We start from the raw sequence: 21,296 nt of genomic DNA, 5'->3' as shown, positions 1-21,296 counted from the left end.
CGCCTTCCTTGTAGCCCAGGCCGGAGTCCTTGATGCCGCCGAGGCGCTCACCGAGGCACTGGAAACCTCGGGCGCACGGCGCGCGCTGCGCATCGTCAACATCTGCGGGCGGCAGCGCATGCGCGCGCAGCGCCTCGCGAAGGACGCGCTGCTGGCTGCCGCGCTGAAGGAGGAGGCGGCCGAGGCGCGGCTGGTGCCGACCATGGCCGAGTTCGAGGCCGCGCTGCTCGAACTGGAGCGCGCGCCGCTCAGCACCACCGAGATCCGCGCCGCGCTGGCGAGCGCGCGCGACGAATGGCTGAGGCTGGTCGGCGGCGTGCAGGCGCTGGACAGCGCCGACGGCCGCGCCACGCTGGTGCGTTCCAGCGAGGCGCTGGTCGACACCTTCGAACGCCTCACGGCGTCATATGAGCACAGCCTGCAAGTGATCATGTCCTGAGGCCGGTTGTGCTGGCGCGGGGCGCGGGGCGCGGTATCAGGCCGCGACCTTCTCCACGTGCGCCTGGCGCGTGTAGAGGAAGTCGATCACCGCCTTGCGCGCGTGCACGTAGACCGGGTCTTCCGCCAGCTCCACGCGGTTGCGCGGGCGGGGGATGTCCACCGACAGCACGTCGCCGATGGTGGCGGCCGGTCCGTTGGTGAGCATCACGATGCGGTCGCTCAGCAGCACGGCCTCGTCCACGTCGTGCGTGACCATGACGACGGTGCTGTGCGTCTTCTGCACGATGGCCAGCAGCTCGTCCTGCAGCTTTGCGCGGGTGAGGGCGTCGAGCGCGCCGAAGGGCTCGTCCATCAGCAGCACCTTGGGCTCCATCGACAGCGCGCGTGCGATGCCCACGCGCTGCTTCATGCCGCCGGAGATCTCGCCGGGGCGCTTCTGCGCGGCGGGCGTGAGGCCCACCAGCGCCAGCGCGGCGTCGGTGCGCGCGCGAAGCTGTGCCTTGCTCTCGGCGGCGGCGGACACGCGCTCCACCGCGAGGTAGACGTTCTCGAAGCAGGTGAGCCAGGGCAGCAGCGAGTGGTTCTGGAACACCACCGCGCGCTCGGGGCCGGGGCCCTTGATCTCCTTGTTGGCGCACAGCAGCGCGCCCTCGGTGGGCGTGGTGAGCCCGGCGATCAGGTTCAGCAGCGTCGACTTGCCGCAGCCCGAGTGGCCGATGAGCGTGATGAACTCGCCCTTGGCCACGTTCAGGTTCACGTCGCGCAGCGCGACGAAGCGGCCCTTGGCTGTCTTGAAGGCTTGCTCGACGCCGTGGATCTCGATGTACTTCGAATCATCGATCATGACTTCACCTCTTCGAACGTGAACGCGGTTGCGAGCTTGATGAGCGCGAACTCCAGCACCAGGCCGACGATGCCGATCACGAAGATCGCGATGATGATGTTGGCGACGTTGAGGTTGTTCCACTCGTCCCACACCCAGAAGCCGATGCCCACGCCGCCGGTGAGCATCTCGGCCGCCACGATCACCAGCCACGCGGTGCCCACGGCCAGCCGCACGCCGGTCAGCATGTAGGGCAGCACGGCGGGAAAGAGGATCTTGGTGAGGATCTTCCATTCGCTGAGGTTCAGCACCTTGGCCACGTTCATGTAGTCGGTGGGCACGCGCTGCACGCCCACGGCGGTGTTGATGACCATCGGCCAGATCGAGCAGATGAAGATGGTCCAGATGGCCGCCGGGTTGGCGCCCTTGAACACCAGCAGGCCGATGGGCAGCCAGGCCAGCGGCGAGACCGGGCGCAGCAGGCTGATGAGCGGGTTGAACATGCGCGAGAGGAATTCGAAGCGCCCGATGGCGAAGCMGGCCGGAATGCCCACCAGCGCCGCGAGGCCGAAGCCCAGCGCCACGCGCTGCAGCGACGAGAGCACGTTCCAGCCCACGCCCTGGTCGTTGGGGCCCTTGCTGTAGAACGGGTCGCTGAACACCGTCACCGCCTGCTGCCAGGTGGCGGCCGGTGTCGGGAAGCCGGTGGTGCTCTTCATGGCCACCATCTCCCAGATCAGCAGCAGCAGGCCGAAGCCTGCCAGCGGCGGCAGCACGCGCATCCAGAAGGCGCGCAGGTCGATGGGCGCGCGCGCCCGTGGCTCGGGTGCGGGAGCGGGAGCCGGCTGGGGCGTGGCCACCTTGGAGGCCGCCGGCTTGGCCGGGGCGGAAGGCGCCGCCTGCGCGGCGGCCACATCGAGCGGCGAATGGAAGACTGCGCTGACCATGGTGTTCTCCCTATGCATGGAGCTTGAAGGAATCGGCGTACTTCTTCGGGTCCTTGCCATCCCAGACCGTGCCATCCATCAGCTTGCTGGTGCGCATCGGGTCCTTGGGTACGCTGACCTTCATGGCGCCGGCCACATCCTTGTACAGATCGATCTGGTTGATCTGTCTGGCGACGGCCAGGTAGTCAGGATGCTCCTTCAGGAGGCCCCAGCGCTTGTGCTGCGTGAGGAACCACATGCCGTCGGACAGGTAGGGGAAGTTGACCGCGCCATCGTCGAAGAACTTCATGTGGTTGGGGTCGTCCCAGGTCTTGCCCATGCCGTTCTCGTAGCGGCCCAGGATGCGCTGGTTGATGGCATCGGCGCTGGTGTTGATGTAGCTCTTCTCGGCCACCGTGTCGGCCATCTTCGCCTTGTTCTGGAGGTTCGCGTCGATCCACTTGCTGGCTTCCAGCACGGCCATCATCACGGCGCGGCAGGTGTTGGGGTTGGCCTTGACGAACTCGGCGCGCGTGCCGAGAACCTTTTCGGGGTGGTCCTTCCAGATGTCCTGCGTGGTGATGGCCGTGACGCCGATCTTGTCGATGATGGCGCGCTGGCCCCAGGGTTCGCCCACGCAGAAGCCGTCCATGTTGCCCACGCGCATGTTGGCGACCATCTGGGGCGGAGGCACCACGATCACCTTGGCGTCGGCCACCGGGCTGATGCCGGCGGAGGCCAGCCAGTAGTTGAGCCACATGGTGTGGGTGCTGGTGGGAAAGGTGCCGGCAAAGGTGTATTCGCGCTTTTCCTTTGCCATGAGCCTGGCCAGCGACGGCGCGTCTACCGCACCCTTGTCCGCCAGCGCCTTCGACAGCGTGATTGCCTGGCCGTTCCGGTTCAGGCCCATGAGCACAGCCATGTCCTTCTTGGGTCCGCCAACGCCGACATGCACGCCGTAGACCAGGCCGTAGAGCACGTGTGCCATGTCGAGTTCGCCGTTGACCAGCTTGTCGCGCACGCCGGCCCAACTGGCTTCCTTGCTGGGGACGATCTTCACGCCGTACTTCTTGTCGAAGCCCAGCACCGAGGCCATCACGACGCTGGCGCAGTCGGTCAGCGGGATGAAGCCGATCTTCACCTCGGTCTTCTCGGGCTTGTCCGAGCCCTGGGCCCAGACGGCTGCGCGCAGGGCGGGGTCGATGCCCACGGCGCCGATGGCGGCGGCTTGCAATACGCGGCGTCGGCTGAGGCGGGTTTTGAGCAGGTCGGTCATGGGGCGGGGCTCCGGTTGAAGACAAACAACGAACAAGAAAGACAAAAACGAAAAGGCGTCCGCACCGCGCAGGGGCCGCTCGAAAACGAGCCCTTGCGGGATGGGGACGCCTTTGTCCGGGTTTGGCGGGAGACACCCGCCGTTGGGTGCCGCCTGCCTGAAGGCCTTTGGGGCCTGCAAGACTTTCGCTTGCAAGCGGTGTGCCAGCCTTCGAAAGCCGGGGCTGCTATCAGTAAGGTAGCTGGGAGCGGCCTGCTCTCGCGGTGGCCGGACCTGCGGGGCCGGTCGGCGGGGCGAGCGCGCTCGGCACGGTTGTTGTGCGCTGCACCAAGTTGAACGCCCGCGCTCAGCGCGGCGCCGCGCGGTCGAGCATGGGCAGGTAGTCGGCCATCGCGAGCATCGACTCGGCCACGTCCACCAGCCTGCGCTTCTGGTTCATGGCGGTCTGGCGCAGCATCTTGTGCGCCTCTTCCTCGCTGAGGCGGCGGTGCGCCATCAGGAGGCCCTTGGCGCGTTCGACGATCTTGCGTTCGTTGAGCGAGGCGCGCACGGTCTCGAGCTCGTCGCTCATGGCCTGCAGGCGCTGCGACTGCTCGCGGACCATGTCGAGCACCGAGCGTTCCAGGTGACGTCCGAGCTGGGCGGGAGCCGCGGCCTGTGCATCGGCGTCGTCGAAGAAGAGGGCGCCGGCCTGCGGCGCGAGCGTGTCCAGCAGCTGGCGGTATTCGCGCAGCTCACCGCGGGCCTGCGCGGTCTTGTGCTCGCACAGCGCGCGCAGGTCGCTGGCGAGGCGTTCCTCGACGGTCTTCATGGCGTCGATGCGGCGGGTGCAGCAGTCGAACCAGATCTCGCTGAGCGCCACGTCGGCCGGCGCCGATACCCCGCCGCGCCGGCGAATGCGTTCGAGCTCGGCCACTTCGGCATCGGGCTGGCTGTCGCGCCAGAGCGCAAGCACGGTCTCTCCCGAGAAGTCGGTGAACACCTGGAAGCAGCGTTCCTGCGATTCGATCAGGTGCAGCCATTGCAGGCGCTGCGCCTCGTCGCTGTGGCCCAGCGCGAGCGCGGCTGCGCCGAAGGCGCGCTCCTGGCCGGCGAACTCCTTGCCCTGCATGAAGTTGAACATCGCGACCAGCAGGCGCGATATCTCGGGATCGGTGGCGCCGTCGGCCGCCTCGAACACCACCGAGAGCAAGCCCGCGACCAGCTTGGCGAAGGCGGCGGTGGACTGGGCCGGCTTGAGTTCCAGTGCCTCGATGCGCCGGCGCAGGGCGGGCAGGGCGTCGAGGCCCGGCAGCACCCAGGCGATGTGGCTGAACAGGCGCGCGTTGTTGCCGGCGTCGGCGCCGCGGTGGTAGTTGTCGGCCTCCAGCTGGTCGAAAACGGCGCGCGCCTCCTGCTCCAGAGCCAGGCATTCGGCGATCTGCGGGCCGCGCTGTTCGGCGAAGCGGCTGCCGCGCGAGGTGAGGAACATGTTCGACATGCCCCGCTCGCGCTGCAGCGCATGGACCAGGCGGCCGATCACGCCCACCAGCTCGCTCGTGCGGGCGAGCCTGTCCAGCTCGTCGATTTCGCAGCGGCGGGCGGCGATGAGGAAACTCAGTCCGGATTTCATGGTGGGGTGCGGCTCTGGCTGCATCACTGCAACATCCGTGCCTCTCGGGGCGAGGCGCGGGCGCGAAGAGGCCGCCGCTTGCCCCTTCGCGGGCGCCGGGCGAGGGGCGGCGCCTACACTCGGCGGCATGCTCTTGTTGGGAATCGAATCATCCTGCGATGAAACCGGCGTGGCGCTGGTCGAGTCGCACGGCGACGCGCTGCCGGTGCTGCGTTCGCATGCGCTGCACAGCCAGATCGCCATGCACCAGGCCTACGGCGGCGTGGTGCCCGAGCTGGCCAGCCGCGACCACATCCGCCGCGTGCTGCCGCTGACCGAGACGGTCATGGCCGAAGCCGGCCGCTCCCTCGACGAGATCGACGTGGTTGCCTACACGCGCGGACCGGGGCTGGCGGGCGCACTGCTGGTGGGCGCGGGCGTGGCCTGCGCGCTCGGCGTGGCGCTGGGCAAGCCGGTGCTGGGGGTGCATCACCTCGAAGGGCATCTGCTGTCGCCGTTCCTGAGCGCCGATCCGCCGGAATTTCCGTTCGTCGCGCTGCTGGTGTCGGGCGGCCACACGCAGCTGATGCGGGTGGATGGCGTGGGGCGCTACGAACTGCTCGGCGAAACCATCGACGACGCGGCGGGCGAGGCCTTCGACAAGGGCGCCAAGCTCATGGGCCTGCCATACCCGGGCGGGCCGTGGCTCGCGAAGCTGGCCGAGGGCGGCGATGCGGCGGCCTTCAAGCTGCCGCGGCCGCTGCTGCACAGCGGCGATCTCGACTTCTCCTTTGCCGGCCTGAAGACGGCCGTTCTCACGCAGGCCAGGAAGCTGGGCGGCGAGCTCGAAGCGCGCAAGGCGGACCTGGCTGCGTCCACGCAGGCGGCCATCGTCGAGGTGCTGCTGAAGAAGTCGCTTGCGGCGCTCGAGCAGACCGGGCTGAAGCGGCTGGTGGTGGCCGGGGGCGTGGGCGCCAACAGGAGCCTGCGCGAGCAGCTGAACGCCGCGTGCGCCAAGCGCAAGGTTCGCGTGCATTACCCCGAGCTGCACCTGTGCACCGACAACGGCGCCATGATCGCCATGGCTGCCGCGATGCGGCTGCAATCAGGCCTGTCGCAGGCGAGCGAGCGCTATGCCTTCGACGTCAGGCCGCGATGGCCCATGGCGTCGCTTTCGGTGCCTGAGACGGCGCTACCTGAGACTGCGTAATCGTTTGCTTTGACGGCCGGCCGATGGCCGGCAGCGGCAGCACGTCCAACACGTTGCGCCAGAGCTGGCGCCATTGCGGCCAGTCGTGGCCGCCCTCGATCGTGAAGACCTGTTCCGGCGGCAGGGCGTCCGCCAGCAACTTGTGGTTGCTGGCGAAGCGGTCTTCCAGCCCGAAGCCCAGGTAGAGCCGCGGCAGGTTCTTCGACGGCTTGGCCGACAGGTACTGCTGGAAGAATGGCCACAGCTTGCGGTCGGGCTCCTCGTCGGGCAACGGACCGGTGGGCGCCTGCCAGGCGCGCAGGCCGCCGGCCTTCTTGATCTCCGCGCCGAGCACGCGGCGCCCCAGGTAGGGTGCGAGCGCCACGATGCCGTCCACCGAGCCCGGCCGCGCCAGTTCGTGTATCAGCGCGCCGAAGCCGCCGATGGAAATGCCCACGAGCCAGATCGACTTGTAGCCCTTGGCGCGCTGCGGCTCGATGACCTCGGTGTGCAGGCGGTCGCTGAGCGTCTGTTCGTAGTAGTAGGAGACGTCCGCATCGACCAGCAGCGCATCGGCCGCCAGATGGCGTTCGCGCACCGCGGCGATGAAACCTTCGCGCTCGAACTCGTCGGGCTTCAGGTACGCGCCTGGCAGAAAAATCAGGAGCGTGTCGGATTGTTCGTCGGGATTTGCGGGCTGGAGATGTGTGTTCATGGTGCCTTGAGGGGGCACCCGAACCGCACCGTCCGGAAATCAGTGCGTTTACAAGACGCCCACGAAGAAGAAAGTTCTAAAAAAACGTCACATCATGTGACGTTAATCCAGCTCTATTGTGAATAAGGTGCTCGTTTAATGTCAAAAACCGAGCCTTACTGACATTTTCCTCTTGTGGGCATAGGCCGATTAGTTAATTTGCAGCTGCGTGGCCTGGCTCACCGGCACCAGCTTGCCGAGCTTCAGCGTGAGCACGCCGTTCTCGAGCTTCGCCTCGCTGGCGGCCACGTCGATGTCCTGCGGCAGCTCGTACGCGGCCTTGAACTGGCGCTTGGCTTCGGCCTTGCTCTCGATGCGCAGCACGGCGCCTTCGATGCTGATGGCGAGGTCTTCACGCGCAAAGCCCGGCACGTCGAGCGAGAGGGTCCAGCTCTTGTCGTCCTGCTCCACGAGGGGCGAGCGGCGGGTGCCTGCGAAGGCTTCCGCTGCGAAGCGCTCGAATGCGCGGTCGTAGGCGCGGGGCGCGAAGCGGGCGGTGCGAAGGGTAGGGGCGAAAAACATGGTGAAGAACTCCTGAATGAACACAATGGGGACAAGAAATGTGTGTCCCTTACACTGCGCGGCCGTTCCATCGTGAGTGCCGCTTGAGACCTCATCTAGGCCCAGCGGCACGCGTTTCAAGACAATGAATCCCCCCTTTAATTTGCGCCGCGAGGCCTTGAAATTCGCGGCGCTGGCGCTATGCGCGAAGCCCTTCGCGGCGCTTGCACAGGCTCCGGTTTCCGCACCTCCCGCACCTCCCGCACCCATCCGCCTGGCCCTCATCGAAAGCATGAGCGGGCCCTTCGCCAACACTGGAGAGGCCGTGTTCCGCAACCTGCTGTGGGCGGTGGAGCGCGTGAACGCGCGCGGCGGCGTCAGGCTGCCGGGCGTTCCCGCAGGCGCGCGGCCCCTGCAGCTCGACCGCTACGACAGCAAGGGGCAGAACGAGGAAGCGCTTTCCGCGCTGCGCGCCGCGCTGGACGACGGCGCGCGCATCGTGCTGCAGGGTAACTCGTCGGCCACTGCAGCGGCGCTGATCGATGCCATCGACAAGCACAACGAGCGCGATCCTTCGCGGCGCGCGATCTTCCTCAACTACGCCGCGGTCGACCCGGCGCTCACCAACGAGCGCTGCAGCTTCTGGCACTTCAGGTTCGACGCGCACGCCGACATGCGCATGGCCGCGCTGATGGACGTGATCAAGGACGACGCGGCGCTCAAGCGCGTCTACCTGATCGGGCAGGACTACAGCTTCGGCCAGGCTGTGCTGCGCGAGGCGCGCCGGCAGCTGGGCGCGCAGCGGCCCGACGTGGAGATCGCCGGCGACGAACTGCACCCCATGGGCAAGGTGAAGGACTTCGCGCCCTACGCCACGAAGATCATCGCCAGCGGTGCGCAGGCGGTGGTCACGGGCAACTGGGGCAACGACCTCACGTTGCTGGTGAAGGCTGCGCGCGAGGCGGGCTTCGGCGGCAGTTTCTACACCTTCTACGGCAATGCACTGGGCGCGCCGGCGGCCATCGGCGACGCGGGCATCGGGCGCGTGGTGGCGGTGGCCGACTGGTTGCCCAACGTGCAGACGGCGCAGTCGGAAGCCTTCTACCGGGCCTTCCGCGCGCGCTTTCCGAAGCCCGCAGACGACTACGTGCACATGCGGCTGCAGCTCATGGTCGAGGCGCTCGCACAGGCCATCGAACGCGCGGGCAGTGCCGATGCCTTGCCCGTGGCGCGTGCCCTCGAACAGGCCGACGTGAGCATGTACGGCCAGCGCGGGCGCATGCGCGCGGCGGACCACCAGTTCCAGCAGCAGCTCGTGGTGGGCGTGATGGACAGGCAGGGCAGGCCGGGCGTGCAGTTCGACGTCGAAGGCTCGGGCTACGGGTTCCGCGTGGTCAAGACCATTGCCGCCGAACGCGCCGAGTTGCCGACCTCGTGCAAGATGAAGAGACCTTGAACCCGATGACGAAGAACAGGAACTGCCGACATGCGTGAAGCCATCCACAACCTCGAAGCATCGAAGATCCGCGAAGTCGCCAATGCCGGCATGGGCCGCGACGACGTGCTGGCCTTCTGGTTCGGCGAGAGCGACGAAGTCACCCCCGAGGTGGTCCGCCAGGCGGCCATCGAATCGCTGCAACGCGGCGAGACCTTCTATGCCCACAACCTCGGCCTGCCCGAGCTGCGCGAAGCCATCGCGCGCTATGCCAGCGGGCTGCATCCGACGGTGGATGCCTCGCGCATCGCCGTCACCTCGGGCGGCGTGAGCGCGCTGATGCTGGCGGTGCAGGCGCTGGTCGACGCGGGCGACGAGGTGGTCGCCGTCACGCCGGTGTGGCCCAACCTCACGGCGCAGCCCGCGATCATGGGCGCGCATGTGCGCACGCTGCCGCTGGTGCCGGTGGACGGGCAGTGGACGCTCGACCTGCCGGCGCTGCGCGCTGCGGTCACGTCGAAGACGAAGCTGCTGATCGTCAACGCGCCGAACAACCCCACCGGCTGGACCATGAGCCGCGACGAGCAGCAGGCCGTGCTCGACCACTGCCGCCAGACCGGCACCTGGATCCTGGCCGACGAGGTGTACGAGCGGCTCTACTTCGAGCCCACGCCCAATGCCTGCGCGCCGAGCTTCCTCGACATCTCGAATCCGGACGACCGGCTCGTGGTCACGCACAGCTTCTCCAAGAGCTTCCTGATGACCGGCTGGCGCCTTGGCTGGCTGGTGCTGCCGCCGTCGATGGTGGACGGCATCGGCAAGCTGATCGAGTTCAACACCTCGTGCGCCAGCGTGTTCACGCAGCGCGCAGCCATTGCCGCCATCGAGCATGCAGGCGAGATCACGCCGCGCGTGGTGGCGCACCTGAAGCAATGCCGCGACACGCTGGTGCCGCTGCTGGCCGCGCTGCCGGGCGTCCAGGTGGCTCCGGCCAAGGGCGGGATGTACGCCTTCTTCCGCCTCGAAGGCTTCGGCGATTCGCTCGAAGTGGCCAAGCGGCTGGTGGCCGAGGCCGGCCTGGGGCTTGCGCCGGGCAACGCTTTCGCGCCCGAGGCGCAGGGCTGGCTGCGCTGGTGCTTCGCCTCGAAGGACCCGCAGCGGCTGGTGAAGGGCGTGGAGCGGCTGCGCGACTGGCTGGCGCGGCAGAAGTAACGCCAGCCGCAACAACAGCCGGCTGGGCGGCTGCAATTTCGTTCAATACGCGGCGCTGCCGGGCCGCGAAGCTCGGACCTTCTTTTCGAAGGCGGAAGGTCCGGGATGTCGCAACGGTTCAAGGGCATGGCGCTGTGCGCGCTGGCAATGGTCACGGTCGGGAGCACGGTGGTGGCCAGCAAGGTCATCGCGGCGGGGCTGCCGCCTTTCACCGCGACCGCGCTGCGCTTTGCGCTGGCGCTGCCGGTCTTTCTCGTGCTGCTGCGGCTGACCCGCACGCCATGGCCGTGGCCCGGTCGGCGCGACCTGGCGCTGCTCGTGTGCCAGGCGGGGCTGGGGAGCGTGGGCTACACGGTGCTGCTGATCCTCGGCGTGCGCTGGGCGCCGGCTGCCAGTGCGGGCGTGGTGGCGGGCACCTTGCCGGCGGTGGCTGCGCTGGTGGCGGTGATCGCGCTGCGCGAGCGGCCGGGGCGGTATCTGGTGGGCAGCATTGTGCTGGCGACGACGGGGGTGCTGGCGATCAGTTGGCCCGGGGTCGGCATGGTTGGCGGATCGAGCTCCCCTGCGGCGCTGGCGGGCAACCTGCTGGTGCTGGGCGCGGTGGTCTGCGAGGCGATGTTCATCCTGCTCAACAAGCGGCTACGGGTGCCGGTGCGGCCGCTGGCGCTGTCGACGCTGATGACGGCCTTCGGGCTGCTGCTTTCGCTGGTGCCGGCTCTTTTCGAGCGGGCCTGGGAGCATCCCCTGCCTGCCGAGGCGCTGGCCGGCGTCGCCTACTACGCGCTGGTGCCCACGGTGCTGGGCTTCGTGCTGTGGTTTGCCGGATCTGCCCGGCTGGACGGGGCGGAGGCGGCGTTGTTCACTGCTTTGCTGCCGGTTTCTGCGCTGGTGCTGGCGGCGCTGTGGCTGGGCGAAAGCATCAGCCTGGCACAGATCGGCGGGGCGGCCTGCGTGCTGGGAGCAGTGGGGCTGGCATCGCTCGACGGGAGGCCCACCCGGGCTTCCAAGGGGGTAAAAGGGCCGGGCGGGGCGGTCGGGCTATAATTCCAAGGCTTTGCATGCCGCAAGGCGCACGGCGAGGGCAGTTCCAGTCCTTGCCGCAAGTCAAACATCCCGGAACAAGGAAATCAACATGATCGCAGCCTCCATCAAGGCCGAAGTCGTCAAGGACAACGCCCGCGCCGCCAACGACACCGGCAGCCCCGAAGTGCAAGTCGCACTGCTGACCGCCCGCATCAACGAGCTCACCCCCCACTTCAAGACGCACGCCAAGGATCACCATGGTCGTCGCGGCCTGCTGCGCATGGTGAGCCGCCGTCGCAAGCTCCTCGACTACCTCAAGTCCAAGGACGCCGACCGTTACACCGCGCTGATCGCCAAGCTGGGTCTGCGCAAGTAATCCAAATCGCATGAAGAAACGCCTGGGTTAGTCCGCTAGCTCAGGCGTTTTTTACTTCGCGATCCACTTTCGGAGTGCCCAAACAGAGCGAAGCTGTGTCATTCCAATGAAGTTCCCGTCGAGCTTCGCTGGAATGGCATCGTGTTCTGAGAAGCCTCCGTTACCTGCGGACTCCATGTAGTTCGCTATCAAAACAGGAGCAAAACATGAGCCTCTTCAATAAAGTCACCAAGTCGTTCCAATGGGGCGGCAAGACCGTGGTCATGGAAACGGGCGAAATCGCCCGCCAGGCCAGCGGCGCAGTGCTCGTCGACATCGACGGCACCGTCATTCTCGCGACCGTGGTCGCTTCCAAGTCGGCCAAGCCCGGTCAGGACTTCTTCCCGCTGACCGTCGACTACATCGAGAAGACCTACGCCGCCGGCAAGATCCCCGGCAGCTTCTTCAAGCGCGAAGCCAAACCCAGCGAGCATGAAACGCTGACCAGCCGCCTGATCGACCGCCCGATCCGCCCGCTGTTCCCCGAAGGCTTCCTGAACGAAGTGCATGTGGTCATCCACACGATCTCGCTGAACCCCGAAGTCGATGCCGACATCGCCGCCATGATCGGCGTGAGCGCCGCGCTGTCGATCTCCGGCGTGCCGTTCAACGGCCCGATCGGTGCCGCCCGCGTGGGCTACATCAACGGCCAGTACGTGCTGAACCCGGGGCAGACCGCCCGCAAGGATTCGCAGATGGACCTCGTCGTCGCCGGCACGCAATCCGCCGTGCTGATGGTCGAGTCCGAAGCCCTGCAGCTCAGCGAAGAAATCATGCTGGGTGGCGTGGTGTTCGGCCACGAACAGGCCAACATCGCCATCGACGCGATCCATGAACTCGTGCGCGACGCCGGCAAGCCGGTGTGGGACTGGAAGGCGCCCGCCGAAGACGAAGCCTTCGTCGCCAAGGTCAAGGGCCTGGCCGAAGAAAAGCTGCGCGCCGTCTACCAGATCCGCAGCAAGCAGGCCCGCACCCAGGCCCTGCGCGAGGCCAACGCCAGCGTGCTCGAGGCCCTGAAGGCCGAAGGTACCGAGTTCGACTCCGGCAAGGTCTCCGACCTGCTGTTCGCCATCGAATCGAAGATCGTGCGCAGCCAGATCCTGTCGGGCGAGCCGCGCATCGACGGCCGCGATACGCGCACCGTGCGCCCCATCGAGATTCGCAACTCGGTGCTGCCCCGCACCCACGGCTCGGCCCTGTTCACGCGCGGCGAGACGCAGGCGCTGGTGATCACCACGCTCGGCACCGAACGCGACGCGCAGCGCATCGACGCGCTGGCCGGCGAATACGAAGACCGCTTCCTGTTCCACTACAACATGCCTCCCTTCGCCACCGGCGAAGTGGGCCGCATGGGCTCGACCAAGCGCCGCGAAATCGGCCACGGCCGCCTGGCCAAACGCGCGCTCGTCGCCGTTTTGCCGAACAAGGAAGAGTTCCCCTACACGGTGCGTGTGGTGTCGGAAATCACCGAGTCGAACGGCTCGTCGTCGATGGCATCGGTGTGCGGCGGCTGCCTCTCGATGATGGACGCCGGCGTGCCCATGAAGGCGCACGTGGCTGGTATCGCCATGGGCCTGATCAAGGAAGACAACCGCTTCGCGGTGCTGACCGACATCCTGGGCGACGAAGATCACCTGGGCGACATGGACTTCAAGGTTGCCGGTACGACCAACGGCATCACCGCGCTGCAGATGGACATCAAGATCCAGGGCATCACCAAGGAAATCATGCAGGTTGCACTGGCGCAGGCCAAGGAAGCGCGCATGCACATCCTGGGCAAGATGCAGGAAGCCATGGGCGAGGCCAAGGCCGAAGTCTCCAGCTTCGCTCCGCGCCTGACCACGCTGAAGATCAACCCCGAGAAGATCCGCGACGTGATCGGCAAGGGCGGCTCGGTCATCCGCGGCCTGCAGGAAGAAACCGGCACGACGATCAACATCGACGAAGACGGCACCATCACCATCGCCTCGACCGATCCGGAAAAGGCCGAGCTGGCCAAGAAGCGCATCGAGCAGATCACGGCCGAAGTCGAAATCGGCAAGGTCTACGAAGGCCCGGTCACCAAGATCCTGGACTTCGGCGCGCTCATCAACCTGCTGCCCGGCAAGGACGGCCTGCTGCACATCAGCCAGATCGCGCACGAGCGCGTCGAGAAGGTGACCGACTATCTGAGCGAAGGCCAGATCGTGAAGGTCAAGGTCCTCGAGACCGACGACAAGGGTCGCGTCAAGCTGTCCATGAAGGCCCTGACCGAGCGTCCGGCCGGAATGGAATTCAGCGAGCGCCCCCCGCGCGAAGACCGTGGCGACCGCGGCGAGCGTCGTGAGCGTGGCGGCGACCGAGGTGATCGCGGCGAGCGTGGCGGTGACCGCGGTGAGCGCGCTCCGCGCTTCAACAACGAGCAGCAACCGCGCAACGATGCTCCGGCCGGCGAGCAGCAGCAGCCGCAGCAAGCTCCGCGCGAGCCTCAGGAGTAAGAAGGGCGCAGCGGCGGCTGCTCGTGCGGCCGCCATTGCCATACCTTCATCTTTTGAACGTCAAGCTTCGCCCCATCTGCGGGCGTTGGAGGCCGAAAGACCATGAAAGCCATTGAAATCACTTCGTACGGCGCCCCCGAGGTGCTGCGCGTCGCCGAACGCCCCGACCCCGTCGCGGGCGCTGGCGAACTGCTGATCCGCGTTGCGGCGAGTGGCGTCAATCGCCCTGACGTGCTGCAACGCAAGGGGCACTACCCGGTGCCGCCGGGCGCCTCCGATCTGCCGGGCCTCGAAGTGGCCGGCGAGATCGTGTCGGGCGATGCGGCGGCGCTGGCCGAGGCCGGCTTCAAGGTCGGCGATCGCGTCTGCGCGCTCATTGCCGGCGGCGGCTATGCCGAACTGTGCGTGGCGCCCGTGGCGCAATGCCTGCCGGTACCCAAGGGCTGGAGCGACACGGAGGCGGCTTCGCTGCCCGAGACCTTCTTCACCGTCTGGAGCAACGTGTTCGATCGCGGCCGCCTGCAGAAGGGCGAGACGCTGCTCATTCAGGGCGGCTCCAGCGGCATCGGCGTCACGGCGATCCAGGTCGCCAAGGCGCTCGGCGCGACCGTGATCGTCACGGCCGGCAGCGACGACAAGTGCGAAGCCTGCAGGAAGCTCGGTGCCGACCATGCCATCAACTACCGCACCAGCGACTTCGTCGAAGAGGCGAAGAAGCTCACCGGCGGCAAGGGCGTGGACCTGGTGCTCGACATGGTCGCCGGCGACTACGTGGCACGCGAGATCGAATGCCTGGCCGAGGATGGCCGGCTGGTGATCATCGCGGTGCAGGGCGGCGTGAAGAGCGAGATCAATGCGGGCCTCGTGCTGCGCAGGCGGCTCACGATCACCGGCTCGACGCTGCGTCCGCGGCCCGTGGCGTTCAAGGGTGCCATTGCCAAGGCGCTGCGCGAGAAGGTGTGGCCGCTGCTTGAGAGCGGCGCGATCAAGCCCGTGATCCACAGCACCTTTGCCGCAGCGGGTGAGCCCAGTGGCGCGGCCCAGGCTCATGCGCTGATGGAATCGAACCAGCACATCGGCAAGATCGTGCTGACATGGTGACGAGAAGAACGCGATGACAACGAAGAAGAAACTGATCGCCGGCAACTGGAAGATGAACGGCAGCCTGGATGCCAACGAAGCGCTGGTGAAGGCCCTCCAGCAGGGGCTGGCCGCGAGCCCGGCTGCCTGCGACGTGGCGCTGTGCGCGCCCGCGCCGTATTTCGCGCAGTTGCAGTCGCTGCTGGGGGGCTCGCCGGCTCTGGCGCTCGGTGCACAGGACGTCTCGGCGCACCCGCAAGGTGCGTTCACGGGCGAGCAATCGGCTGCGATGCTGAAGGACTTCGGCGTGCGCTATGCGATCGTCGGTCACTCGGAGCGTCGCCAGTACCACGGCGAGAGCGACGAAGTGGTTGCCGCCAAGACCGCGGCCGCGCTGGCCAACGGCATCACGCCGATCGTCTGCGTGGGTGAGACTCTGGTGCAGCGCGAAGCAGGGCAGACCGAAGAGGTGGTCAAGCGTCAGCTGGCGGCCGTCATTCATGTGAATGGCCATTGCATCAGCGAAATCGTCGTGGCGTACGAACCTGTCTGGGCCATCGGCACGGGCAAGACTGCCACGCCGGAGCAGGCGCAGGCGGTGCACGCGGTGCTGCGCGCGCAGCTGCATCATGCGGCGAGCGAACATGCCGCCGGCATCCGCATTCTTTATGGCGGCAGCATGAACGCGGCGAACGCTGCGGAGTTGCTGGCGCAGGCCGACATCGACGGCGGCCTCATCGGAGGCGCGTCGCTCAAGGCGCCCGACTTTCTGCAGATCATTTCCGCCGCTGCGCGCTGAACGCGCGACGGCTGCATCAAATTAGGAGTAAGAACGAATGAACGTGGTCCTCAATCTTCTGGTCGGCGTGCAGATGCTGGCAGCCCTCGCGATGATCGGCCTCATCCTGATCCAGCACGGCAAGGGCGCCGACATGGGTGCCGCCTTCGGTAGCGGCAGTGCCGGCAGCCTGTTCGGTGCCAGCGGCAGTGCCAACTTCCTGTCGCGCACCACTGCAGTGCTTGCCGCGGTGTTCTTCGCGTGCACGCTGCTGCTGGCCTATTTCAGCCATGCGCGTCCTGCGGGCGGCGGTAGTCTTCTGGAGCGTGCTGCGGTGGGTGCGCCTGCTGCTCCGGCCTCCGGTGCGGCCAGCGAGATTCCCGGTGCGGCAGCTCCGAGTGCTCCTGCTTCGGCTCCTGCAGCCCCTGTTTCGGGTGCGGGGCAGATTCCGAGCAAGTAATCAACTCGTTTTCATGAGTTGCCCGTGAGAAATGGCTTCATTTCAGGGTAAACTCTAAATCTGTTCGGAAAGCCAAATTCCTCTCGCAGGTACCTCATGCCATCCGAACAGCAAAAACCGCGGTCGTGGTGAAATTGGTAGACACGCTATCTTGAGGGGGTAGTGGCGAAAGCTGTGCGAGTTCGAGTCTCGCCGACCGCACCAAATCTCATCGGCAGAAAACCTCATCCAGGGGTTCTTCCTGCCGGTGGCAAGCGGTGAAAAACTCTCGATGAATCTCGACTCCTACCTCCCCGTCCTTTTGTTCATTCTGGTCGGAGTCGGCGTAGGCGTCGCCCCTCAGGTCATCGGATACATTCTCGGCCCCAACAGGCCCGACGCCGCAAAGAATTCCCCCTACGAGTGTGGCTTTGAAGCCTTCGAGGATGCGCGCATGAAGTTCGACGTGCGCTACTACCTCGTCGCGATTCTCTTCATTCTGTTCGACCTCGAAATTGCATTCCTCTTTCCGTGGGCCATTGCGCTCAAGGAAATCGGCGCTGTTGGCTTCTGGGCCATGATGATCTTTCTCGCCATCCTCGTCGTGGGCTTCGCCTACGAGTGGAAAAAAGGCGCGCTCGACTGGGAATGACAAGGAAGAAACACGATGGCCATTGAAGGCGTTCTCAAGGAAGGCTTCGTCACCACGACGTACGACTCGGTCGTCAACTGGGCGAAGACTGGTTCTCTCTGGCCGATGACTTTCGGCCTTGCATGTTGTGCGGTGGAAATGATGCACGCGGGCGCTGCCCGCTACGACATCGACCGCTTCGGCATGCTGTTCCGGCCCAGCCCTCGCCAGTCCGATCTGATGATCGTGGCCGGCACGCTGTGCAACAAGATGGCTCCGGCCCTGCGCAAGGTCTACGACCAGATGCCCGAGCCGCGCTGGGTTCTCTCCATGGGTTCGTGCGCGAATGGCGGTGGCTACTACCACTACAGCTATTCGGTTGTGCGCGGCTGTGACCGCATCGTGCCGGTCGACGTCTATGTTCCGGGTTGCCCGCCCACCGCCGAGGCCTTGCTCTACGGCGTGATCCAGTTGCAGCAGAAGATTCGCCGCACCAACACCATTGCCCGCGCCTGAGAGATTGCCGACGATGACTGACTTTGCAATTTCGCCGGAGGTGCTGCGCGCCACCGTCGCCGAGACGCTCGGCGCCAAGGCCAAGAGTGTGACCGTCGCCCTGAATGAGGTGAATGTCGTGGTGGGCGCCGCCGACTACCTCGAAGCCGCATTGCTGCTGCGTGATGCGCCCGGCTGCCGCTTCGAGCAGCTGATCGACCTCTGCGGCATGGACTACTCCGACTACCGTCATGGCGAGTGGCAAGGCGAGCGCTATGGCGTCGTCTCCCATCTGCTGTCGGTGAGTCTCAATCAGCGCGTGCGCCTGACGGTTTTCGCGCCGAACGACGACTTTCCTGTGGTCGACTCCCTGCAGCCCGTGTGGAATGCCTCCACCTGGTTCGAGCGGGAGGCCTTCGACCTTTATGGCATCGTGTTCGAAGGGCACGACGACCTGCGCCGCCTCCTGACCGACTACGGCTTCATCGGCCATCCGTTCCGCAAGGACTTCCCGGTGTCGGGGCATGTCGAAATGCGCTACGACGAAGAGCAGAAGCGCGTGGTCTACCAGCCGGTTTCCATCGAGCCGCGCGAAATCACGCCGCGCGTGATCCGCGAAGACAACTACGGCGGCGGTTTGCACTGACTGATATGGCCGAAATCAAGAACTACACACTCAACTTCGGTCCCCAGCATCCGGCAGCGCACGGCGTGCTGCGCCTGGTGCTCGAGCTGGACGGCGAAGTCATCCAGCGCGCCGACCCCCACATCGGCCTGCTGCACCGCGCGACCGAGAAGCTCGCCGAATCGCGCACCTTCATCCAGTCGCTGCCGTACATGGATCGCCTCGACTACGTGTCGATGATGAGCAACGAGCACGCCTACTGCCTGGCCATCGAGCGGATGCTGGGCCTCGAAGTGCCTGAGCGCGCGCAGTACATCCGCGTGATGTTCGCCGAGATCACCCGGCTGCTGAACCATCTGCTGTGGCTGGGTGCGCATGGCCTCGATTGCGGTGCGATGAACATGCTCATCTACTGCTTCCGCGAGCGCGAAGACCTGTTCGACATGTACGAAGCCGTCTCCGGCGCGCGCATGCACGCGGCGTATTTCCGTCCGGGCGGCGTGTACCGCGACCTGCCAGACGCCATGCCGCAGTACAAGGTCAGCAAGATCAAGAACGCGAAGGCCATCGAGCGCCTGAACGAAGACCGCCAAGGGTCGTTGCTCGACTTCGTCGACGCCTTCTGCAAGCGCTTCCCGAAGATGGTCGACGAGTACGAGACGCTGCTCACCGACAACCGCATCTGGAAGCAGCGCACCGTGGGCATCGGCGTGGTCTCGCCGGAGCGCGCACTGAACCTTGGTTTCACCGGCCCCATGCTGCGCGGCTCGGGCATCGAATGGGATCTGCGCAAGAAGCAGCCCTACGACGTCTACGGCCGCATGCAGTTCGACGTGCCCGTGGGCAAGACCGGCGACTGCTACGACCGCTATCTGGTTCGCGTCGAGGAGATGCGCCAGGCCAACCGGATCATCCAGCAGTGCTCGGCCTGGCTGCGCGCCAACCCCGGTCCTGTCATCACCGACAACCACAAGGTCGCCGCGCCCGCGCGCGAATCGATGAAGGCGAACATGGAGGAGTTGATCCACCATTTCAAGCTCTTCACCGAAGGCTTCCATGTGCCCGAAGGCGAGGCGTATGCCGCCGTCGAGCATCCGAAGGGCGAGTTCGGCATCTATCTCGTGAGCGACGGCGCCAACAAGCCGTACCGCCTGAAGATCCGCGCCCCTGGTTTCCCGCACCTCGCCGCCCTCGACGAAATGTCGCGCGGTCACATGATCGCCGACGCTGTCGCGGTGATCGGCACGATGGACATCGTGTTCGGCGAGATCGACAGGTGAGAAAGAGCGAATGACTTCCTCGACCCACCACCATGACGCGGCGCCCTCGGCGCCGTTGAAGACTGCGATCCTCGAGCGCTTCGCGCGCGAGGTGGCCAAGTACCCCGAAGCAGGCAAGCAATCCGCAGTGATGGCTTGCCTGGCCATCGTCCAGCAGGACGAGGGCTACGTCAGCCTGCAACGCGAGCGCGAGATTGCCGAATATCTCGGCATGGCGCCCATCGCGGTGCATGAAGTGACGACCTTCTACAACATGTACAACCAGCACCCGGTGGGCAAGTTCAAGCTCAACGTATGCACCAACCTGCCTTGCCAGTTGCGCGACGGCGTCACGGCCCTCGTGCATCTCGAGAAGAAGCTCGGCATCAAGATGGGCGAGACCACGGCCGATGGCCTGTTCACGCTGCAGCAGAGCGAATGCCTGGGCGCCTGCGCCGATTCGCCTGTGATGCTGGTCAACGACCGCACGATGTGCAGCTTCATGAGCAACGAGAAGCTCGACCAGCTGGTCGACGGCCTGCGCAACGCCGCGCCGGCCACCAAGGGGGAGGCTTCCTGATGTCACCCGAACAAGTTCTCCAGCAGTTCCAGGCGACGGGCGTCCAGACCTGTTTCCACGATCGCCACATCGAGCCGCAGATCTACGCAGGCCTCAACGGCACCAACTGGCGCCTGGCCGACTACGAGGCGCGCGGTGGCTACCAGGCCCTGCGCAAGATCCTCACCGAGGGCCTCACGCCCGACCAGGTGATCGCCGAAGTCAAGGCCTCGGGCCTGCGCGGCCGCGGTGGCGCCGGTTTCCCGACGGGCCTGAAGTGGAGCTTCATGCCCCGCCAGTTCCCGGGCCAGAAGTACCTCGTCTGCAATTCGGACGAAGGCGAGCCGGGTACGTGCAAGGACCGCGACATCCTGCAGTTCAATCCGCACATCGTGATCGAAGGCATGGCCATCGCTGCTTACGCGATGGGCATCAGCGTCGGCTACAACTACATCCACGGCGAGATCTTCCAGACCTACGACCGTTTCGAGGAAGCCCTCGAAGAAGCGCGCGCCGCCGGCTACCTCGGCGACAAGATCATGGGCAGCACGTACAACTTCCAGTTGCACGCCGCCCACGGCTTCGGCGCCTACATCTGCGGCGAAGAAACCGCGCTGCTCGAATCGCTCGAAGGCAAGAAGGGCCAGCCGCGCTTCAAGCCGCCGTTCCCGGCGAGCTTCGGCCTGTACGGCAAGCCGACCACCATCAACAACACCGAGACCTTCGCGGCGGTGCCCTGGATCATCCGCAACGGCGGCCAGGCCTACCTCGAGTGCGGCAAGCCGAACAACGGCGGCACCAAGATCTACTCGGTGAGCGGCGACGTCGAGCTGCCCGGCAACTACGAAGTGCCCATGGGCACGCCGTTCTCCAGGCTGCTCGAGCTGGCCGGCGGCGTGCGCAAGGGCCGCACGCTCAAGGCGGTGATTCCCGGCGGTTCGTCGGCTCCGGTGCTGCCGGCCGACATCATGATGGCCTGCACCATGGACTACGACTCCATCTCCAAGGCGGGCTCCATGCTCGGTTCGGGCGCGGTGATCGTCATGGACGACAGCCGCTCGATGGTCGAATCGCTCAAGCGCCTTTCGTACTTCTACATGCACGAGTCCTGCGGCCAGTGCACGCCGTGCCGCGAAGGCACCGGCTGGCTCTACCGCCTCGTGGACCGCATCCACAACGGGCAGGGCAAGCCCAGCGACATGCAGCTGCTCGACTCCGTCGCCGGCGACATCATGGGCCGCACCATCTGCGCCCTCGGCGACGCGGCGGCCATGCCGGTGCGCGCCATGATCAAGCACTTCCGCCACGAGTTCGAAGCCCTGATCCCGGGCCAAGTCCCGACGGCGCCCGCCAAGGCCTGAGCGCGA

Annotated in this window: 22 protein-coding genes and 1 tRNA gene; 17 read left to right on the top strand and 6 right to left on the bottom strand. The window is 66.2% G+C overall.

The genetic code is table 11. The annotated features are described in order from the left end of the window. The coding region (locus tag QMO14_RS19890) for a type IV pili methyl-accepting chemotaxis transducer N-terminal domain-containing protein (RefSeq protein ID WP_301509181.1) at positions 1 to 439 on the top strand (439 nt) is incomplete at its 5' end. A 36-nt stretch (positions 440 to 475) separates the two neighbouring features. Here the strand turns inward: QMO14_RS19890 and QMO14_RS19885 are convergent. The 4 genes from QMO14_RS19885 to QMO14_RS19870 all read right to left on the bottom strand — a co-directional run bounded on the left by QMO14_RS19885 (position 476) and on the right by QMO14_RS19870 (position 5,078). After that, complete coding sequence (locus QMO14_RS19885; RefSeq protein WP_301509180.1) at positions 476 to 1,285, bottom strand: ABC transporter ATP-binding protein; 810 nt, start codon at positions 1,283 to 1,285, stop codon at positions 476 to 478. Further along, on the bottom strand, positions 1,282 to 2,211 hold the full coding sequence (gene ntrB, locus QMO14_RS19880) for a nitrate ABC transporter permease (protein WP_301509179.1): 930 nt from the start codon (positions 2,209 to 2,211) through the stop codon (positions 1,282 to 1,284). Before ntrB ends, QMO14_RS19885 begins: the two co-directional genes overlap by 4 nt. Before the next feature lie 10 nt (positions 2,212 to 2,221). Beyond that, positions 2,222 to 3,466, bottom strand: coding sequence for a CmpA/NrtA family ABC transporter substrate-binding protein (locus QMO14_RS19875; protein WP_301509178.1), 1,245 nt, complete (start codon positions 3,464 to 3,466; stop codon positions 2,222 to 2,224). Between the two features lie 346 nt (positions 3,467 to 3,812). Further along, on the bottom strand, positions 3,813 to 5,078 hold the full coding sequence (locus QMO14_RS19870; protein ID WP_301509177.1) for a nitrate regulatory protein: 1,266 nt from the start codon (positions 5,076 to 5,078) through the stop codon (positions 3,813 to 3,815). Positions 5,079 to 5,205: 127 nt separating this feature from the next. Here QMO14_RS19870 and tsaD point away from each other — a divergent pair, with 127 nt between their 5' ends. Next, positions 5,206 to 6,267 (top strand): tRNA (adenosine(37)-N6)-threonylcarbamoyltransferase complex transferase subunit TsaD, encoded by a 1,062-nt coding sequence (gene tsaD, locus QMO14_RS19865; RefSeq protein ID WP_301509176.1) that lies wholly within the window; start codon positions 5,206 to 5,208, stop codon positions 6,265 to 6,267. Here the strand turns inward: tsaD and QMO14_RS19860 are convergent. Next, entirely contained in the window at positions 6,203 to 6,961 is a 759-nt protein-coding gene (locus tag QMO14_RS19860; protein ID WP_301509174.1) for an alpha/beta hydrolase-fold protein, read from the bottom strand. The genes tsaD and QMO14_RS19860 overlap by 65 nt on opposite strands. A gap of 189 nt (positions 6,962 to 7,150) precedes the next feature. Beyond that, positions 7,151 to 7,522 carry an Hsp20/alpha crystallin family protein gene (locus QMO14_RS19855; RefSeq protein WP_126018280.1) on the bottom strand — a complete coding sequence of 124 codons (372 nt, stop codon included), beginning with the start codon at positions 7,520 to 7,522 and terminating at the stop codon, positions 7,151 to 7,153. A gap of 124 nt (positions 7,523 to 7,646) precedes the next feature. On the opposite strand from QMO14_RS19855, the gene QMO14_RS19850 reads away from it, so the two are divergent. From QMO14_RS19850 to nuoF, 15 genes are all read left to right on the top strand, one after another. Next, positions 7,647 to 8,957 (top strand): branched-chain amino acid ABC transporter substrate-binding protein, encoded by a 1,311-nt coding sequence (locus QMO14_RS19850; protein ID WP_301509169.1) that lies wholly within the window; start codon positions 7,647 to 7,649, stop codon positions 8,955 to 8,957. Positions 8,958 to 8,987: 30 nt separating this feature from the next. Then, entirely contained in the window at positions 8,988 to 10,148 is a 1,161-nt protein-coding gene (locus QMO14_RS19845) for a pyridoxal phosphate-dependent aminotransferase (protein WP_301509167.1), read from the top strand. A 105-nt stretch (positions 10,149 to 10,253) separates the two neighbouring features. Then, a complete protein-coding gene (locus tag QMO14_RS19840) occupies positions 10,254 to 11,192 on the top strand; it encodes a DMT family transporter (RefSeq protein ID WP_301509166.1) in 939 nt (312 codons plus the stop codon). Positions 11,193 to 11,280: 88 nt separating this feature from the next. Further along, a complete protein-coding gene (rpsO, locus tag QMO14_RS19835) occupies positions 11,281 to 11,547 on the top strand; it encodes a 30S ribosomal protein S15 (protein WP_007837783.1) in 267 nt (88 codons plus the stop codon). A 206-nt stretch (positions 11,548 to 11,753) separates the two neighbouring features. Next, on the top strand, positions 11,754 to 14,063 hold the full coding sequence (gene pnp, locus QMO14_RS19830; RefSeq protein ID WP_301509165.1) for a polyribonucleotide nucleotidyltransferase: 2,310 nt from the start codon (positions 11,754 to 11,756) through the stop codon (positions 14,061 to 14,063). A 102-nt stretch (positions 14,064 to 14,165) separates the two neighbouring features. Then, entirely contained in the window at positions 14,166 to 15,164 is a 999-nt protein-coding gene (locus QMO14_RS19825) for an NAD(P)H-quinone oxidoreductase (protein ID WP_301509164.1), read from the top strand. A gap of 13 nt (positions 15,165 to 15,177) precedes the next feature. Then, complete coding sequence (tpiA, locus tag QMO14_RS19820; protein WP_301509163.1) at positions 15,178 to 15,942, top strand: triose-phosphate isomerase; 765 nt, start codon at positions 15,178 to 15,180, stop codon at positions 15,940 to 15,942. Positions 15,943 to 15,979: 37 nt separating this feature from the next. After that, positions 15,980 to 16,381, top strand: a complete 402-nt coding sequence (gene secG / locus QMO14_RS19815) for a preprotein translocase subunit SecG (protein ID WP_301509162.1) — start codon at positions 15,980 to 15,982, stop codon at positions 16,379 to 16,381. A gap of 119 nt (positions 16,382 to 16,500) precedes the next feature. Beyond that, a tRNA-Leu gene (locus QMO14_RS19810) sits at positions 16,501 to 16,585 on the top strand. 67 nt (positions 16,586 to 16,652) lie between these two features. Next, complete coding sequence (locus QMO14_RS19805) at positions 16,653 to 17,012, top strand: NADH-quinone oxidoreductase subunit A (RefSeq protein ID WP_301509161.1); 360 nt, start codon at positions 16,653 to 16,655, stop codon at positions 17,010 to 17,012. Between the two features lie 15 nt (positions 17,013 to 17,027). Further along, positions 17,028 to 17,507, top strand: coding sequence for an NADH-quinone oxidoreductase subunit B family protein (locus QMO14_RS19800; RefSeq protein WP_007837763.1), 480 nt, complete (start codon positions 17,028 to 17,030; stop codon positions 17,505 to 17,507). A 13-nt stretch (positions 17,508 to 17,520) separates the two neighbouring features. Then, complete coding sequence (locus tag QMO14_RS19795) at positions 17,521 to 18,132, top strand: NADH-quinone oxidoreductase subunit C (RefSeq protein WP_301509160.1); 612 nt, start codon at positions 17,521 to 17,523, stop codon at positions 18,130 to 18,132. A 5-nt stretch (positions 18,133 to 18,137) separates the two neighbouring features. Beyond that, positions 18,138 to 19,391: an NADH-quinone oxidoreductase subunit D gene (locus QMO14_RS19790; RefSeq protein WP_301509159.1), complete on the top strand. Its 1,254-nt coding sequence runs from the start codon at positions 18,138 to 18,140 to the stop codon at positions 19,389 to 19,391. Between the two features lie 10 nt (positions 19,392 to 19,401). Further along, positions 19,402 to 19,950 carry an NAD(P)H-dependent oxidoreductase subunit E gene (nuoE, locus tag QMO14_RS19785; protein ID WP_301509158.1) on the top strand — a complete coding sequence of 183 codons (549 nt, stop codon included), beginning with the start codon at positions 19,402 to 19,404 and terminating at the stop codon, positions 19,948 to 19,950. Next, positions 19,950 to 21,290 (top strand): NADH-quinone oxidoreductase subunit NuoF, encoded by a 1,341-nt coding sequence (gene nuoF, locus QMO14_RS19780; RefSeq protein WP_301509157.1) that lies wholly within the window; start codon positions 19,950 to 19,952, stop codon positions 21,288 to 21,290. Before nuoE ends, nuoF begins: the two co-directional genes overlap by 1 nt. Positions 21,291 to 21,296: the final 6 nt, after the last annotated feature.

Origin of the sequence: Variovorax sp. CAN15, assembly GCF_030462475.1 — a bacterium.
In the GTDB taxonomy this organism is placed as follows: domain Bacteria; phylum Pseudomonadota; class Gammaproteobacteria; order Burkholderiales; family Burkholderiaceae_C; genus Variovorax.
The sequence above is the reverse complement of the archived record's forward strand: the minus strand, read 5'-3'. Positions and strand labels throughout refer to the sequence as shown.

What these genes read in the sequence shown, in the direction of transcription:
- QMO14_RS19850 (WP_301509169.1), top strand. Translation starts at nt 7,647, where the DNA reads ATGAATCCCCCCTTTAATTTGCGCCGCGAGGCCTTGAAATTCGCGGCG.
- nuoF (WP_301509157.1), top strand. Translation starts at nt 19,950, where the DNA reads ATGTCACCCGAACAAGTTCTCCAGCAGTTCCAGGCGACGGGCGTCCAG.
- QMO14_RS19825 (WP_301509164.1), top strand. Translation starts at nt 14,166, where the DNA reads ATGAAAGCCATTGAAATCACTTCGTACGGCGCCCCCGAGGTGCTGCGC.
- QMO14_RS19855 (WP_126018280.1), bottom strand. Translation starts at nt 7,522, where the DNA reads ATGTTTTTCGCCCCTACCCTTCGCACCGCCCGCTTCGCGCCCCGCGCC.
- QMO14_RS19800 (WP_007837763.1), top strand. Translation starts at nt 17,028, where the DNA reads ATGGCCATTGAAGGCGTTCTCAAGGAAGGCTTCGTCACCACGACGTAC.
- QMO14_RS19885 (WP_301509180.1), bottom strand. Translation starts at nt 1,285, where the DNA reads ATGATCGATGATTCGAAGTACATCGAGATCCACGGCGTCGAGCAAGCC.
- QMO14_RS19795 (WP_301509160.1), top strand. Translation starts at nt 17,521, where the DNA reads ATGACTGACTTTGCAATTTCGCCGGAGGTGCTGCGCGCCACCGTCGCC.
- QMO14_RS19870 (WP_301509177.1), bottom strand. Translation starts at nt 5,078, where the DNA reads ATGAAATCCGGACTGAGTTTCCTCATCGCCGCCCGCCGCTGCGAAATC.
- rpsO (WP_007837783.1), top strand. Translation starts at nt 11,281, where the DNA reads ATGATCGCAGCCTCCATCAAGGCCGAAGTCGTCAAGGACAACGCCCGC.
- QMO14_RS19845 (WP_301509167.1), top strand. Translation starts at nt 8,988, where the DNA reads ATGCGTGAAGCCATCCACAACCTCGAAGCATCGAAGATCCGCGAAGTC.
- QMO14_RS19805 (WP_301509161.1), top strand. Translation starts at nt 16,653, where the DNA reads ATGAATCTCGACTCCTACCTCCCCGTCCTTTTGTTCATTCTGGTCGGA.
- QMO14_RS19875 (WP_301509178.1), bottom strand. Translation starts at nt 3,466, where the DNA reads ATGACCGACCTGCTCAAAACCCGCCTCAGCCGACGCCGCGTATTGCAA.
- nuoE (WP_301509158.1), top strand. Translation starts at nt 19,402, where the DNA reads ATGACTTCCTCGACCCACCACCATGACGCGGCGCCCTCGGCGCCGTTG.
- QMO14_RS19790 (WP_301509159.1), top strand. Translation starts at nt 18,138, where the DNA reads ATGGCCGAAATCAAGAACTACACACTCAACTTCGGTCCCCAGCATCCG.
- tpiA (WP_301509163.1), top strand. Translation starts at nt 15,178, where the DNA reads ATGACAACGAAGAAGAAACTGATCGCCGGCAACTGGAAGATGAACGGC.
- QMO14_RS19840 (WP_301509166.1), top strand. Translation starts at nt 10,254, where the DNA reads ATGTCGCAACGGTTCAAGGGCATGGCGCTGTGCGCGCTGGCAATGGTC.
- tsaD (WP_301509176.1), top strand. Translation starts at nt 5,206, where the DNA reads ATGCTCTTGTTGGGAATCGAATCATCCTGCGATGAAACCGGCGTGGCG.
- pnp (WP_301509165.1), top strand. Translation starts at nt 11,754, where the DNA reads ATGAGCCTCTTCAATAAAGTCACCAAGTCGTTCCAATGGGGCGGCAAG.
- QMO14_RS19860 (WP_301509174.1), bottom strand. Translation starts at nt 6,961, where the DNA reads ATGAACACACATCTCCAGCCCGCAAATCCCGACGAACAATCCGACACG.
- secG (WP_301509162.1), top strand. Translation starts at nt 15,980, where the DNA reads ATGAACGTGGTCCTCAATCTTCTGGTCGGCGTGCAGATGCTGGCAGCC.